Annotated in this window: 9 protein-coding genes and 1 pseudogene; 5 read left to right on the forward strand and 5 right to left on the reverse strand. The window is 39.8% G+C overall.

The window, feature by feature from the left end:
- The first annotated feature begins 354 nt into the window (after positions 1–354).
- Together T501_RS04695 and T501_RS04700 are read left to right on the forward strand one after the other, a co-directional pair.
- Entirely contained in the window at positions 355–2007 is a 1653-nt protein-coding gene (locus tag T501_RS04695; RefSeq protein WP_044913601.1) for an aminoacyl-histidine dipeptidase, read from the forward strand.
- A gap of 512 nt (positions 2008–2519) precedes the next feature.
- Positions 2520–8261, forward strand: a complete 5742-nt coding sequence (locus tag T501_RS04700; RefSeq protein WP_155994786.1) for a hypothetical protein — start codon at positions 2520–2522, stop codon at positions 8259–8261.
- Between the two features lie 180 nt (positions 8262–8441).
- Here the strand turns inward: T501_RS04700 and T501_RS04705 are convergent, their stop codons facing one another.
- Positions 8442–9125 (reverse strand): leucine-rich repeat protein, encoded by a 684-nt coding sequence (locus tag T501_RS04705; protein ID WP_044913605.1) that lies wholly within the window; start codon positions 9123–9125, stop codon positions 8442–8444.
- Positions 9126–9282: 157 nt separating this feature from the next.
- On the opposite strand from T501_RS04705, the gene malQ reads away from it, so the two are divergent.
- On the forward strand, positions 9283–10791 hold the full coding sequence (gene malQ, locus T501_RS04710) for a 4-alpha-glucanotransferase (protein WP_044913606.1): 1509 nt from the start codon (positions 9283–9285) through the stop codon (positions 10789–10791).
- Positions 10792–10892: 101 nt separating this feature from the next.
- Here the strand turns inward: malQ and hflX are convergent, their stop codons facing one another.
- Positions 10893–12218, reverse strand: coding sequence for a GTPase HflX (gene hflX / locus T501_RS04715; RefSeq protein WP_044913609.1), 1326 nt, complete (start codon positions 12216–12218; stop codon positions 10893–10895).
- A gap of 298 nt (positions 12219–12516) precedes the next feature.
- Between hflX and T501_RS04720 the strand changes: the two genes are divergently transcribed.
- The gene (locus tag T501_RS04720) at positions 12517–12933 is read left to right on the forward strand and encodes a hypothetical protein (RefSeq protein WP_044913610.1); all 417 of its coding nucleotides are present in this window, start codon (positions 12517–12519) and stop codon (positions 12931–12933) included.
- On the opposite strand, the gene T501_RS22655 is transcribed toward T501_RS04720, so the two are convergent.
- From T501_RS22655 to T501_RS20640, 3 genes and pseudogenes are all read right to left on the reverse strand, one after another.
- Entirely contained in the window at positions 12930–13454 is a 525-nt protein-coding gene (locus T501_RS22655) for an NADAR family protein (protein ID WP_242845482.1), read from the reverse strand. The two genes, T501_RS04720 and T501_RS22655, sit on opposite strands and share 4 nt — an antisense overlap.
- 450 nt (positions 13455–13904) lie before the next feature.
- Positions 13905–14405 (reverse strand): annotated as a pseudogene (locus T501_RS22660) (macro domain-containing protein); the annotation flags it as partial.
- A gap of 38 nt (positions 14406–14443) precedes the next feature.
- A complete protein-coding gene (locus T501_RS20640; protein ID WP_081675176.1) occupies positions 14444–15082 on the reverse strand; it encodes a DUF4234 domain-containing protein in 639 nt (212 codons plus the stop codon).
- 286 nt (positions 15083–15368) lie between these two features.
- Here T501_RS20640 and amrA point away from each other — a divergent pair, with 286 nt between their 5' ends.
- Positions 15369–16838 carry an AmmeMemoRadiSam system protein A gene (amrA, locus tag T501_RS04735; protein ID WP_044913612.1) on the forward strand — a complete coding sequence of 490 codons (1470 nt, stop codon included), beginning with the start codon at positions 15369–15371 and terminating at the stop codon, positions 16836–16838.
- Positions 16839–16857: the final 19 nt, after the last annotated feature.

The following is a 16857-nucleotide window of genomic DNA, read 5'->3' on the forward strand; positions in this document are numbered from 1 at the left end:
AATAAAATCTGAAAACAGTTTAAAATAATATAAAAAATTGATAAAAATCGAAATTTTACTCAACCTGTAATTTAGATGATATGAAGCGTTTATGGGCAAAAATAAATGTATGAGATAATAAAATAAGGGCAAATCACGTAGCTTTGAACTCAGCAAAGTGCAAACAGTAAGCTAGTGCTGCTGTCATTAAATACCTCGACTTATTTGATGACAGTAGCACTAGGTTTAAGAGGTTGAACATATTAGTGATAAATGTGCTAAAATAAGTAATGTTATGAGGAAGCTATAGTAAGCGTCAAAAGTATATGAAGTTTACTATAAAACATAATTTTTATATAACGAGAGGACGTAATAATGGCACTTGAAAATTTACAACCAACAGAAGTATTTAAATGGTTCGAAGAGATTTGTAAAATACCTCATGGATCAGGGAATCTTAAAAAGATAAGCAACTTTCTTGTAAAATTTGCTAAAGATAGAAATCTCTATGTAAGACAGGATAAGGAACTGAATGTAGTAATCAAAAAGCCGGGGACACCGGGTTATGAAGATCATGAGCCTGTAATTCTCCAGGGACACATGGACATGGTAGCGGTTAAAGAAAAAGGTGCTAAGATCAACATGGAGAAGGACGGACTTGATGTAACCACAGATGGTGAGTTCGTCTGGGCTAATGGTACAAGTCTTGGAGGTGATGATGGAATAGCTGTCGCATATGCATTGGCTCTTCTTGACAGCAAGGATATACCTCATCCGCCGCTTGAAATCATTATTACAACAAATGAAGAAGTTGGAATGGACGGTGCAGTTGCACTTGACTGCTTTGATATTACAGGTAAAAAACTGATAAATCTTGATAATGAAGAAGAGGGCGTAATGATTGTCAGCTGTGCAGGTGGCGCCCGTTTTCATGGATACCTGCCTCTTACCAGAGAAAATAAGAGTGGAATCAAGGTAAAGATACATGTAAAAGGTCTTCAGGGTGGCCATTCAGGTGAGATGATTGTTAAGGGAAGAGGAAATGCCAACGTGATTATGGGCAGACTTCTCCTCGAAATAACAGATGCTCTTGAGGTTGGCCTTATCAGCTTAAACGGCGGAGTTGCTGATAATGCGATAGCTTCAGATTGTGAAGCAGAGCTTCTCCTTATGGGACTTGCTTCTCAGATGCATGGCAAGATCAAAGGACCTGATGTATCATTCTTCTCACTTTTTGGAAAACTCTCATCAATAGCATATAAGGTTGAGGCGGACCTGAAGGCAGAGCTTGGAATTAAGGATCCCGGACTTTCCATTGAAGTTGAGGAAGTTGTTGAAAACAGTCTTCCGCCTGAAAAGACAGATGTTTCAAATATGGAATCAGTCAATCTGGATTCAAGTGTTGACGCATATACTGAAATTCATGAGAAGCGCGAAGTTGTATCCGGAATTATTCCCTGCTCAGAAGTTATAGAGCTTGCCAGATGTATCTGTGCAATGCCTTATGGTGTGCAGGCAATGAGCGCTTCTATTGAAGGTCTTGTGGAGACATCTCTTAACCTTGGAATTCTGAAGATTGTAAGCAATCAGTCAGGCGCTATAGAAGGGGCCAGTGCAGCAAGCCAGAGCGCCGGAACAATGACTGAAGCCTTCCTTCTTGATTATTCTGTACGAAGCTCGATTGCACCTGCCAAAGATGCACTTCTTAGAAAGATGGAAATCATAATTGAAAGCTTTGGAGGAATATTTGAGACAACCGGCGAGTATCCCGGCTGGGCATACCGTGAGGAATCTCCTCTTCGTGAGAAGATGCTTGAAGTTTATAAGAGACTTTATAAAAAGGATATGAGAGTAGAGGCTATTCATGCCGGACTTGAGTGTGGTCTTTTCTCAGAGAAAATCGAAAATCTGGACTGTGTTTCCATAGGCCCTGATATGCAGGATATCCACTCCACAAATGAGAAGCTGAGTGTAGCATCTACCAAGTCTACCTGGGACTACTTGTGTGCATTGCTAAAAGAAATGTAAAAAACTATTTATTCAGCCCGTTCAATCATGAAGATAGGACGGGCTTTTTATCTTCTGGAAAATCTGTTGGATTTTATAAAAATAAAAAGCGCTTTGCTCGCGAGAATTTCACATTTGTTATTTTTATTCTTCTTAGATTCATACTAATAATTCTTTTCCCAGTTTTTTATAACTATATAACATATAAATATCAACGTATTATAGACATTGAATTAATTGATGCATTATTTAACAATTAATAATTGACGATATTTGAACGAAATATCCATTTAGTTGTATCATAAATAAATTTTATATAGTTAAATTAAATAAACTACGATTTTTATTCGATATTTGCCAAGTCTTGAATATTCAATTATTCATGGAAACTTTAACTTTTCAAGTACGAGTTTTGGAAGTTTTCTTTCATTTTCTGTTATTTTTTCTGAAATAAAATATTATATACTCCTCAACATAGGAATTAACAAATGGCAAAAGCCATTGCAGCTAGTAAAGGGGAAATGAGGAAAGCTATGAAAAATAAAACAATCAACAAGTATCTTGTAAAAACTGCAACATTGGGGCTTAGTGCAGCCATGATAATTCAGCCTGTAACAGCACTGGCTGAGGAAGCTGATGCACTTCCAAACAGTGATCAGCAGGTTGCAGAAGGGGAAACAAACAACGAGAAAACAGAAGAAGCTTCACTTAATGAAGAGCCCTTAGCTGCAGTTGAGGAAGCTAAAGCTGCTATAGATGCGGCTGTTAATTCAGATAAAAATATCCAGAAAGTAACTACTCCTGAAAATACTTCAGATAATGGTAACAATGAGACTTTTGATGATCAGTCTCTGACAGATACAAATGAACAGGCAGAGAACGAAGCAGCTACTGAAAATCTGGCACCTGCACAAAGCGAAATGCCTGCTGAAAATCAGGCACCTGCACAAAGCGAAATGCCTGCTGAAAATCAGACCTTCGTACAAAGTGAAGAACATGCAGCAGATCAGGGAAGTGCTGAGAACGGAAATGCTGCAGACACTAAGGTATCCATAGAAAATGATATAAAGTCAGGGGACGTAGCACCTGCACAGATGGAAGTGCCGGAAGTAAATGATTCCGCTGACAATCAGTCGCCACAGAATGATGCTTCTGCTGTAACAAATGACCCAGTAGACACAGAGCTCGGTAAAGCTAAGGAAGCTCTTGAAAATATTGAGAGTGATATAAATGTCCTTGATGAGAAAAATGAAAAAGCAAATAAGGCTATCAGCGCTTATGAAGAGGCAACAAATGAGGATGTCGTAGGGACTGTAGAGGTTGACAAAAATGTTGCGCAGGGCGCCGCAGGAACTGCTAAGAAGGCAAAAGAAAAAACTGATAAAGATGTAACAGATGCGAAGAATGCAGCAGATGCTGTTGAGAAAGAAGCCAAGAAGGAATATGAAACTGAACAGGCTGCAAATGAAGCAAAGAAAGAAGTAAAGAAATTTGTTGAAGAAGCCAATGATGCTGTAGAAGATGCAAAGAATCAGCTTGAAACAGCAGAGGGTGCTCTTAAGACAGCAGAGGCTTTGAAAGACAACGCAAAAGAAAAGGTTGATGCAGCTCAGACTGAATATGACAAGGCAGCAGAAGCTGTCAACGATGCGAAGAACGAACTTAAAGAGATTCTTGAGAAGAATGGACTTAATGATTCTGAAGATGCTGAAAATACCGGGCTTTCCGGAGATGTAAAGGCAACAATTGATGCAGCTGAGAGGGCTTATGAGAAAGCAGAGCAGAAGTTAAAGGATGCCGCGGATGATCTTGAAAAAGCTGAGAAAGCTCAGGAAAAGGCTGAAGCTAATGTAACCAGAAAAGAACAGAAGGTTCAGGATGCAAGTGAGGTGGTTTCCGAGAAAGAAGAGGAAGCCAGGGAAAAAGGAAAGGAAGCAAATAAGGCTCAGAAGAAACTTGAAAAGAGCAGCAAGGAATACGAAAATGCTAAGCAGGCAGTAGAGATTTGCGAAGAGAATGCCAAGAAATTGCAGGAAAAGGTTGATAAGGCTACTGATGAACGTGATAAGGCTCAGGACAAATATGACGCTGCTGTAAAAGATCTTGATGACGCTGCTAAAGATCTTATAAACAAATCAGATAAGTACAATCAGGCAGTTGGTGAGGTTGCTGATGCCGAGAAAACTGTAGATTCAAAGAAGAAAGATCTGGATGCTGCAACTAAAAAATATGGTGAAAAGTCAGATACAGCCAAAGCTGCTAATAAGGCATATGAGGATGCAAAGGCTGATGTAAACAACAAAAAGGCTAATGCGAAAGAAGCTAAAGAGGAACTTGACAAGGCTATCGAAGCTAAGAAAACTGCATCCGGGATTGAAGCTACAGCTGCTGAAAAATTAAAGGGCTTAGAAGACGAACTTTCCCAAAAGCAGTCAGATAAGAAAAAGGCTGATGAAAATCTTAATACGGCAAAGAATGCGCAGGAAGTGGCACAGGGTGTACTTGATGATGCAATTGCAGAGCTCAAGAAGATCACTGGAGATATTGAAAATGCAGAAAAATCTGTTAAAGGTCAGGAAGACATCATAACAGGAGCAAACGAAGAGATTACTAAGCAGAACGAAATCATCTCAGAAACTGATGGAAAAATCGGAGAAGAGAACAAAAATGTAAAAGATGCAGAAACTGCAATTGGTGAAGCAACAACAGCAAAGAAGGAAGCAGAAAAAGTTAAGTCCGACGCAGAGACAGCCAAGGCAGGTTATGACAAGACTGTATCAGATCAGGAGGAGATAGAGAAAAATAAGACTGCAGAAATTGAAGGCCTTGATAAGCAAATCTCAGAAAAAACAGTTGCCAAGAATGCTGCTGAAGAAATCGTAACAAATACTGAAAAGCAGATTACAGAAGAGGAAAAGAAATTAGTTAGTAAAGAAGATCTTAAGAAATTAGAGGATGAATCCTCAACTGCTAAAGATTTGGCTGATGCTGCTAAGAGTGAATGGGATACTAAGGCAGGTGAAGCAAACGAGGCAGAGAATAATGCTGCAGAGAAAGAAAAAATAGCTCAGGAAGCAAACACGAAATTTGAGGAATCTGAGAAAGCTGTAAGTGAAGCAGAAGGAAAAGTTAGTAAAGCAGAAGAGAATCTGGAGTCGGCTAATTCGAAAAAAACCGAAGCCGAGAAAAAATTAGAAGATGCCAGTAAGGAATATAAAGGTGCAAGTGATATTGAGAAACTGATGGATGATATCACAGAGAACGATAGCAAACGAGGGAAGTTTTTATTATGGACCGGTGAAACAGAAAATAATGTAGAAATTGCTGAAGCTTTAATAGTTTATGATATTCTTCAAAAAAATAAAGAATTAAAAGCAGCTGATTTATTCGTAGAATCAAGTATTATTTTTGACCATTACATTAAAGTATATGAAGTTGTAAAGAAAAAGAATAAAGTAGATTATAAGTTAATTGGCACATATGATTTCCGTACATTGGATAAAAATGGTAAGGAACTATCATTAATAAATCGAGGAACGACGGATCATATTGAAATTTTTGATAAAAACACGAAAAAGACTGTAATAGATGAGGCTACTTTCAAGGCTGGTAATACAGAATATCAGAAGAGTACACAAGAGGCAAGAAATGCCCTTGATGAGGCAGAAAAGCAGGTAGCAGCTGCAGAGAAAGCAAAATCAGATGCAACGAAAGAAAAGACTGATGCTCAGAAAAAATTGGATAATGTAATTAGCAATAATATAAAAGATTATCAAGAAGCACAAAACGCTAAGCAGAATGCTGAAGACGCAAGGAAGGCTGCCACAACGGCAAGTGAAGCTGCTAAAAAAGCTGAGGAAAACTATAATACTGAAAATGAAAAATACATTGCCGCAGCAGATAAAGTAACTAAAGCGAATGAGAATAATAATGCGGTAAATAAGACAATTGAAGGCCTTCAGACAACTGTAAATAGCAAAAAGCAGGAGGCTCAGGGCTTAGGAGCTGATATAAATACTCTTAATACAGATAAGACGAATGCTGAGAAAGCAAAGAATGAAGCTTCAAAATTAAAGGGTGAGGCTAGTCAGAAAGCTGCTGCAGAAGGGGAGAAAATCAAACAAGCTGACCAGGCAATAACTGATGCAAATAATAAGCTGAATGAAAACAATACAAAGAAATCAGAAGCAGAGGGTAAGATAGCTAATTATAATTCCGTTAAGAAGGCTGCTCAGGATGTGATTGATAAGCAAAATGAAATTATTGAATCAGCTAATACTGTAATCGCAGGACTTAAGAATGATATTGATTCCTATAAGAATAGTAAGGATTCTAAAGATAAGGACATTATAAACGCCCAGGATGATCTTTTGAATAAAAAAGGAAGTCTGGCTGAATTACAGAAAGTGGCAGATGATGCAGCTGATAAGGCATCTAAAGCAGAAGCAGCAAGGAATACTGCAAATACTGAGTATGAGAAAGCAGAAAGTGATAAGGCAGCAGCTGAAAATGCGGTTAATGAAAAGAAAAAAGCGGTAGAAACTGCTAACGGTGAAGTTAAGAAAGCAGAAAAGTCACTGAAAAAGGCAAAAAATGAAAAAGATGAAGCCGATAAGAAACTGAAGGCTGCAGAGGATGACAAGAACAAAGCAGAAAAAGCTTATAAAAAGGCAATTAAAACCTATGGAGATAAATCTGATAAGGCTAAGGATGCAGAAAAAGAATTGAAGAAGGCTTCAGATACAGCAAAAAAAGCTTCTGAGAATCTGGATAAAATGTCAAAAGAGCTTTCAAAGAAGCAGGAAAAACTTGCAGATGCTCAAAAAGATCTTAAAAAGGCAAATAAGGAGCTTTCTAAAAAAGAAGATAAGCTCAACGATGCTAAAAAGGACTATGATAATAAACTTAAAGCCAAGAAAAAGGCAGATAAGGAATTAGAGGATGCAAACAGCGCTAAGTTTAAAGCAGATAAGGCTCTGGAAAAAGCTAACTCAGCTCTTACAAAAGCTAATGAAAAAATGTCAGATGCAAATGAGGCTGCTAAAAAGCTTGCAGAAGCTAAGGATATTGCAGAAAAGAAGCGTGATGCTGTTAAAGAAGCAAGAGACAAGGTACTGGCTCTTGCAGAAGAACTTAGAAAGCTTCAGGCTAGTGCAGGTGTTAGCTCCAAGGCTCTTGATGATATGAAAGAGGATTACAACGAAGCTCTTAAGAGCTATAACAGCGCAAAAGAAAGTGCTAAGGAAGCGGCAAAAAATGTTGATCTTGCAAAGAAGGAAGCTGAAAGAGCAGAGGATGCTTACAATGCTGAGGGTAGCTTCAAAGTTGTAGCAACCATTGATGATAATAGTGCTGATGATAACCAGCAGGGCAATGGTTCAGGTGAAGCTGAGCAGGGTAACGGTTCAGATGTCGCTGATCAAAATGGTAATGATGTGATTGCTAATCCTTCTAATGGAACTGGAAATAACGAATCTGATAGCAACGATTCACAGAACAATAGCGGAATTGTTGATAATGGTTCAGGCAGTAACGTAAGTGATAGCACCGGAAGTGCTTCACCTGTTGTAGCAGGCGAATCTGAGCAGGTTAATAACGAAACTTCAAATAACGAAACTTCAAATAACGAAACTTCAAATAACGAAACTTCAAATAACGTAACTTCAAATAACGCATCAGATGAAAATGTCTCTGATAATAAGACGGATAAAAAGAATAAGAAGTCAAAGAAGGCTACTTCAAATAATGTAAATAATGATAGCAATCAGACTTCTGATCCGGAAAGCTTAAACGATAATGACTCTGTATCAGTTCAGGCTAAAAATTCCGATAAGGTAAACAGCACTACTGATAACAATACTTCTGGTAATACAACTAAGACTTTAGATGAGAAGCCTGCAGTACTCGGAGTAAGAAGAGAGAGAACACCCGGAGTTATTTCAGCAAAAGCAGCAGATAATGATTCTGCAAACACTGAGTCTGAAACTGTTGTTGCAGAAACTACAGATGCTGCAAATGAGATTGCAGAAGCTGAAGAAGCAGCAATAGAAGAGACAATGAACGAGATAGCTGACATTGACGGAAGTGTAGAAGATAATGCTGAAGGAAAGACAACAGAAATTAAAGACGAGAATACAGCAAAATCAGATGCTCCTGCAAATGATTCCAAGCCATATTGGCTCCTTGCATTACTTGGTGTAGTTGGTATCGGCTCCGGTGTTGCAATTGGCAATCAGGCTAAGAAAAAGAAGGCTACCAGGAAGGCAGACAAATAATAAAAGTTCAAATTATAGCAAGCATATAGTCGAGTTAATATAAAACAGCTACACTAGGGGGCTAAGTACTCTACTACAAGCAAGACAAGAGCTTGTATAATCTGAATAAGTATTCTACAAAAGAGAAAGGACTCCGCGTAAAAACGGAGTCCTTATTGTTATCTATTGCTATACTAAAAATCAATCATCATCATCTTCGTCATCGATGTCATCATAAGAGGTTGCTTTTGCGCCGCGAGACTTGAAGAATGAAGCAAGTTTCTTGGCACGACTTGTTGAAGTAGCATAAACTTTAACGTTCTTTACGTTCTTGAAAGCGTTCTTTCCAACAGCGCTCTTCTTAGTGATTTTTGTAGATGTTGTTTTGAAAGTTTTAAGATTCTTGCAGTTGTAGAATGCCTTTTTACCAATTTTCCTGATATCGGGATCCTGAATCTGGATAGTCTTTAATTTTGTGCAGCCGCTGAAGCAGGACTCAGGAATTTCGGTAATATCAGAATCATTGATCTGAACCCATGTAAGATTCTTTCTGCCATTAAAGGCACCGGCCTGAATACCCTTGGTTCTGTAATAAGCGCCATCAGGAGCAGTAATGTTTGCCTGAATAACGATTTTCTTAGCATCGTCCTTGCAGCCAACTACGATAACTTCGCCGGCTTTGTCTTCACTTGTTCCTGTAGGAACTTTGGTTACCTTGTACATAACGGGCTTAGCAAGTTCGCCATTACCTGAGCTCTTCTCATTGTAGAACTCATGACCTTTCTCGTAAAACTCGTCCTTTGCGCTGGCCTTCACACCTACTGTAACGGTAACTGCCATGGCTAATGCCATAAGCGCCAATCCTAACTTCTTATTCCCCTTCATAAATATAAATCTCCTTTCTCTTTTAGAAAAATTTTACTAATATTTCTTAATTATAGCACAAATTCACAGATAACAACGCTCACAAAATGTAATTTTATGGCACTAATCAGATGTAAGAGCTATAATATAGACAGAATGTTTTGTTGGAGGGGAATTTATGCACAGAGAAAGTGGAATTCTTATGCCAATTTTTTCGTTGGCATCTAATTTTGGCATTGGTTGTTTTTCAAAAGAAGCGTATGATTTTGTGGATTTTCTGCAAAAGGCTTACCAGGGGTATTGGCAGATACTTCCTATAGGACCTACCGGTTTTGGAAACTCACCTTATCAGCCGATTTCAGCATTTGCAGGTAATCCATATTTTATATCTCTTGAAGGACTCATAGAAGACGGTATTCTGACCTGGGATGATACAAATGGAGTAGATTTCGGGAACGATATCGAGCGCGTTGATTATGGAAAGTTATATGAGAACCGCCAGCCTATTCTAAAAAAAGCATACGAGAATTTCCTGCAAAAAGGTGAACTGAAGGAATTCAAAGAGTATCAGAAAAAGCAAAAATACTGGCTGGAAGATTATGCTCTGTATGTTGCAATAAAGGCAGATCAGGGTGGAAAATCCTGGCTTGAATGGCCAAAGGAGTTAAAGCAGAGAGATTCAAAGGCTCTAGAAAAAGCAAAAAAAGAGTTCAAGGATGAAATTGAATTTATCTTCTTTGAGCAGTTTAAGTTTGACGAGCAGTGGAGAAAGCTTCATAAATATGCTGCAAATCATGGCGTCAAAATAATAGGAGATTTGCCTTTTTATGTTGCCATGGACAGCGCAGACAGCTGGTCACATCCTGAAGCATTTAAAATGGACAAGGATCTTACACCAAAGTCTGTAGCAGGCTGTCCTCCTGATGCTTTTTCAGCAGACGGACAGCTTTGGGGCAATCCTGTTTATGACTGGGAGGCTCTCAAAAAGAATGGCTATTCCTGGTGGGTTCGCAGGATTGAGAGAAATTATGAATGGTTTGATGTTATTCGTATCGATCATTTCCATGGTTTTGCTGAGTATTACGAGGTTCCTTACGGTGATGAAACTGCCAAAAACGGAAAACAGATGAAAGGACCCGGAATGGATCTTTTCAGAGCTCTTGAGAAAAAACTTGGGAAGTTGAATATGATAGCTGAAGATCTTGGGAATACCACAGAGGAAAACATGAAGCTCCTTGCGGATTCAGGATTCCCCGGAATGAAGGTACTTCAGTATGGCTTTACCAGCTGGGACAGCATGTATGTTAATCACCGCCATATCAACAACTGTGTGGTTTATACAGGAACGCATGACAATACTCCAACCTTTGCGTGGGTACAGGAAATATCCGAAGGTGAACGTGATTTTACAAGAAGGTATATTAATTCTATAAATACCGATTACGGAGCTTTTGTCTGGGATATTATCAGAGAGGCCTACAGATCAGTAGCAGATTTATGCATAGTGCCTTTGCAGGATTATCTTTGCAAGGGAAGAGAGGCGAGAATTAACACACCGGGAACTTCTGAAGGAAACTGGCAGTGGAGACTTACACCTAATTATCTGTCTGAGGATCTTGCAAACAGCATAAGACTGATGACTGAGACATACAGCAGAGTACCACTTCCGCCTAAGACTGATGACTGAGACATACAGCAGAGTACCACTTCCGCCTAAGGTTGAAGGTGCTGAGTAAAACAAAAATAGCTCGCACTCGACTCGATAATATCGAGCAAAGTGCGGGCTTTTTATATTGTATAAATTTGGTATTTTTTAGCCATTTTCTTGCTGCATTTAAGTATGAGGTGCGTTCCTTCTTCAGTATATTCAGTCTCTGAAACTTCAGAACGCGAAGTGATGTCAAAAAGTGCAGCACCATCAGAGTAGGGAATTACAAATTCGCAATCTATTTTCTCACCTTCCAAGGTATGCTCAATAAGAGTAGTCAGTTCATCAAGTCCAATAGCATTTTCTGCGGACATATAAATCCTATCGTCACGGACATGGGGAATCTTCATGGCGGTGTGCTCTGAGTTCCCGACAACCAGATCAGCCTTGTTGAACACATATATTATAGGTATCTGAGAAGCGCCTATATCTCGCAGAGTCTTCTCTGTGACTTCGATATGAGTCATATAATCCGGATCTGAAAAATCAATAACCTCAAGCAAGAGATCAGCATATATGGCTTCCTGAAGCGTGGACCTGAAGGCTTTTACCAGCGTTGTCGGAAGTTCATTGATAAAACCGACGGTGTCAGATAAGAGAAACGGTCTGTGGCCCGGAAGATCTATTCTTCTTACAGTGGTATCAAGGGTCGCAAAAAGCATATCCTTCTGCATGACTTTTTTATTTTCTTTTTCCTCAATATGGCTTGCATCAAGAAATGAATTGAGAAGAGTGGACTTACCTGCATTTGTGTAGCCAACTAATGAAATGCGTGGGATGTCTGAATTCATTCGCTTTGATCTCTGAGTATCCCTTTCACGTTCTATGGTTTCAAGCTCTCTTCTGAGTTCTGCACATCGCTGTTCGATTCGGCGTCTGTCCAGCTCAAGCTTCTTTTCACCGGCACCCTTATTGGATAGTCTGCCGCTGCCGCCACCCTGACGGCTTAGTTCTGTTCTCATACCTGCAAGTCTTGGCAGCATAAACTGAAGCTGTGCATATTCAACCTGCATGCGGGCTTCTCTGGTTCTGGCTCTTTTTGCAAAAATCTGTAAAATGAGTCCGGTGCGGTCGATGACTTCAGTATCAAGGATTCTCTCAAGATTTCTTAGCTGAATAGGAGAGAGGGTATCACCGAAAATAATGATATCTGCATCAAGCATGCTGATGAGGTTTTTCAGCTCCTCAACCTTACCGCTTCCAATGAAAGTTGCATGGTCAGGATGAGAAAGTGTCTGTGTGATCGTCATAGCAGGTTCAAGGTCACAAGCCTTAGTAAGAGCGGAAAGCTCACTCATGGAGCGGTCAAAGGAACCGGTGTCTCTGTCACTTGTTGAAAGCCCCACCAGGATGGCCTTGGGAATTCCTGTATATTCTGTTGTATCGTAAGTTGTAGTATTGTTCATATAAATTTTGTTTTATCCTTTTTGAGTCGCGAGAATCCTGAAGAAACGAGCTTATTCGAATCTTTCAAGTAAGGCCAAAATCAAATTTTGACCCATACATCATTATATATGTTCCTGAATTGGTAATTCAACATTTAGAATCAGCACAAAGATATTTCTGTTATGAAATAATAAGAACATGCCGATATAGAAAATGGAATATAGTGTCATCTTGCTTAGATATAATTACAGAAGCATGCAATGGCTGGGGCTTTCACAGGGTGCATCGTAACACAACAAATAATAAGAGGTTACATCTATGTCATATGATTTATCTTCTTCAATGAATAAACTTACGGATCTGTATCTTGATAACGCAGGGCGCGGTAGCAGGCAGGGCAGTACTTTATCGCTTGGAAAAGGAAACCGAAAAGATATAATCGACTCCATAACAAACCAACTCAGTCGTGGAGAGGAGCTTAAGGGTAAGTTTGGAAAAGAATTTGATGAGGTTTATGACTCAATGCAGGCTATGCGTACTCTTGATCAGGTAATGAGGCAGAGCTATGACATGAATCATAAAGATGATTACAAGAAAACTAATGCTAAGGATGCACATTCTGCAATGACCTTCTCAAAAGGTAGTAGCAGAATAATGGATATGCTTACAACGCAGGTTGCTTCAGAGATGGATGAGAAAGTAAATAAGGCCATCAAAGATGGCCTTGGAAATTAGTTTCTATTACTAAAAAATTCTCTGACTGCCATAAGGATAAAGCCCAGTTCATTTTTTGCCTGAAAATCTGAATCCTCTTTGTGCCAGTTCTGGGGCGGAATCTTTAGAACACCTTCCTTAGACAGAAGAGTTTCTTTTGATAATCCTGAGCCCAAAATATCATCCATAGGACTTCCTTCAATAATAACGGAGTCTCCGGTAGACATTAAAGCTTCGGCAAAGGCTTTATCTGACAGATATTTTCCCACATTACAGTTGAATATGATTTCACGGTAGCACTTTTTCCAGATTACTTCGTCGAAATTTCTGATCTCTGAACCAAGCTTTTGGCATAGAGCAGGATCAGGCTCATTCATGATTTTTGCATAGGTATTAAAATCATTGAAAAGAAGAGCTTTTTCAGCTGATATGTACTGCTGGGCTGTGAGGTATTTCCTGCCATTGATAAATATCGGATCGCCCTGATACCAGAGTGAAAACTGGCAGAATTCATAGGTTTTTTCCGCAAGATAAAAGCACACATAGGTGTGGGGATTGCCATTTGAAACTTCATCGATAAGCCAGTCTATATGATATTTGTTGTAAAGGGCAATAGGAAAATCCGGCGGTGTCTCGGGAAGCGCAATCTCCGGAATGCTCTGAGTATCAGCTGAAGAGCTTATTGAGTTACTGTTGGTGTCACTACAGATTCCTTCTGAGTTTTGAAGGTTATCTGAAGCATTTGTATCACCTGCAGAAGAAACAGGTTCCGCACTGAATCTGTTTTCGGAAGTCTCATCCGCGCTGTTTTCTCCATCATCCTTCTGAGAAGTCTCATCCGCAGCGGTTCCTGCACCATTCTCCAGAGAAGCTTCATCTTCGTCATTTTCGGAGAATAATTCATCTATCTCATCTACATCTTTAGAAGCATTTTTTCTTCCTTTTCTTGAAGGCTTCTTCTTAGGCTCTGCCTTTTTGACCAGCTCAACATTTTTTAACTCTTCAGAGAAAGCATTGAATCCAAGGTCATCCTGAAGGACGAAACATACATCGTCAAAGGAATCAGGATGATTTGCAACAAAAGCAGAGACTGTAGCTACGGCGAGCTTAGCAGCCTTATCCATGGGATAGCCATATTCACCTGTTGATATTGGAGGAAAAGCGATTTTTCTGATGTAGTTGTCAGAGGCTAATTTGAGAGCACTGGTATAGCATGAGGCAAGAAGCTGAGCCTCACCGGCTATACCGCCCATCCAGATAGGGCCTACAGAATGGATAACATATTCGGATGGAAGATTATAACCAAGAGTAAGCTTTGAATCTCCGGTTTCACAGCCGTTTAATTTGCGGCATTCTGTCTTAAGCTGAGGACCGGCAACACGGTGAATCATACCATCGAGACCGCCGCCGCCAAGCAGACTGTTGTTAGCAGGATTAACTATAGCATCGAAGCCTGTGACCTTTGTTATGTCATCTTTAATCGCGCGAATCATGTTGTCCCCCTTCTGTAGCCATCATAGTCTGAAAAAAATTACTGATAATTTACAGCCTTATTTATCGCATCCTGTGCTATAGCTTCAACTACGAGACCAAGACCGATAAGCTGAAGAATGATGAAAAGAATAGAGTTGCTTGAACTCTGCTCACCTTTTATCTGATCAACCTTCTCGCCGAGCTTAAATGCCCAGTACCAGCTATAAATTCCGCAAGTAACGATTGAAAGTAAAAATGCTACTACACCGGAAGTCTCATGTTGACGATTGCACAAAACATTGGTCTCATCTGTAAGAACAATGAACCAGTAAATATTGTAAATACCACAGGTTATAAGAGAGAAAATTATAGCAAGAGCTATACTTCTGCCTGTTATACCGGGATTGGGATTGTAGTAGGGATACTGCTGGAAACCGTTTGGATCACCATTTTGATAATTAAATCCGGTTGGATTGCCATTTTGATAATTGAAACCGCCATTTTGGCTATCATTCTGATAATTGAATCCTTGAGGATTCCCCTGATTACCATTGTAAGTATTATTAGGGTCAAAACCAAAAGGACCATTCTGAGGTGCCTGGTTTTGAGCATCATTATCCGGCACAAGCTTTGCACCGCAGTTAGTACAAAAATTTGTTGAATCCGGATTCTCTGTTCCGCAATTAGGACAAAACATTTTTTCATCTCCTCCTTAAAATTGTTTGTTCTATCTGATTATATCATAATTTAGTGTATAATTATCTCAAAGTTATAACGACTGTGCTTAAGAATTCATAGATTCCTGTTTTTCTTCAGAAAAACGGGAATCTATAAATCTCTGAAGATAGCGAAATCCATGCTCTGAAAAATATAGAGCCTGGTACCGCCCAGGAATGCGGAGCATGATTGGGTAACGGTACTGCCAACAGACCGGTCTGAGTCAGATAAAAACCATTGTTTATAGATGAAGAGGGGGGTAACTTATGCCAATTCTTGGAGCTTTTATGGTGCCACATCCGCCAATTATCCTGCCGGAAGTAGGAAGAGGTGAGGAGAAGAAAATAAGTAACGTTATTGAGGCTTATGAAAAAGTTGCTGATGAAATAGCGTCTCTAAAGCCGGAAACTATAATTATTTCAAGTCCTCACAGCGTCATGTATTCTGATTATTTTCACATTTCTCCGGGGAAAAGTGCCTATGGTGATATGGGGAGGTTTCAGGCTGAGGAAGTGAGCTTTGATGCTGAGTATGATGAGGAGCTTGTGAAGAAAATTTCCCGGATTGCTGAGATGGGCGGACCCGATTTTTATGAAAAGTCAGATGGAAACCAAAAGGGGCAGGGCGGACTGTCAATTCATGAATTCCCTGCAGGAACTCTCGGGGAGAGGGATCCTTCCCTGGATCACGGAACGTTAATTCCGCTTTATTTCATTTGTAAAAAATATACTGATTTTAAGCTTGTAAGAATCGGGCTGTCAGGGCTTCCTCTTGCGCTTCATTATCAGATGGGTCAGATTATTCAGAAGGCAGTTGAAGAAACCGGAAGAAGAGTTGTTTATGTGGCAAGTGGAGACCTTGCGCATAAAATGAAAGAAGAAGGTCCATATGGCTTTGCTCCCGAGGCTCCTGAGTATGATAAGCGAATCATGGAGGTGTGTGGCAGTGGAGAGTTTAAAAACCTTTTTGACTTTGACGAAAGCTTTTGTGAAAAAGCTGCAGAATGTGGGCATAAGTCATTTGTGATGATGGCAGGAGCTTTGGACGGACTTAGTGTAAAGGCTAAAGCCTTGGTTCATGAGGCTACCTTTGGAGTAGGCTATGGAATCTGTACCTTTGAAGTTGGCGGTCCTGATGATAGCAGGCATTTTCTGGATGAATGGAGAAAAGAGAAACTGTCTGAACTTAGAGAGAGGCAAAAAGATGAGGATCCCTATGTTAGCCTTGCAAGATTTTCTCTTGAAAGCTACATAAGTGCAGGGAAAACCTATCATGTGAAGGATTTAAGGGGAACTTATTATGAAAATCTGCCACAGGAAATGCTGACTCAGACAGCAGGCGCTTTTGTATCAATTCATAAAAATGGCGCTCTCCGCGGATGTATTGGAACAATACTTCCTACCTGCGAATGTGTTGCAGAGGAGATACTGCAAAACGCCATAAGTGCAGCAACCAATGACCCGAGATTTCCCATGATAACAAGAGAAGAACTTCCCTGGCTTGAAATAAGTGTGGATGTTCTTGATAAACCTGAACCCATATCTTCGCCTGATGATCTTGATGTTAAGAGGTATGGAGTTATAGTGACTTCCGGGCACAAGAGAGGACTGCTTCTTCCAAATCTTGACGGAGTTGATGATGTAATCCAGCAGATAAACATCGCCTGTCAGAAGGCAGGAATTCCGAAGGGAGAGGAGATAAGCCTTGAGAGATTTGAAGTGGTAAGACATTTATAATATATGAAAAAAGACTTCA

This window comes from Butyrivibrio sp. WCE2006 (assembly GCF_000701985.1).
Classification (GTDB): Bacteria; Bacillota; Clostridia; order Lachnospirales; family Lachnospiraceae; genus Butyrivibrio.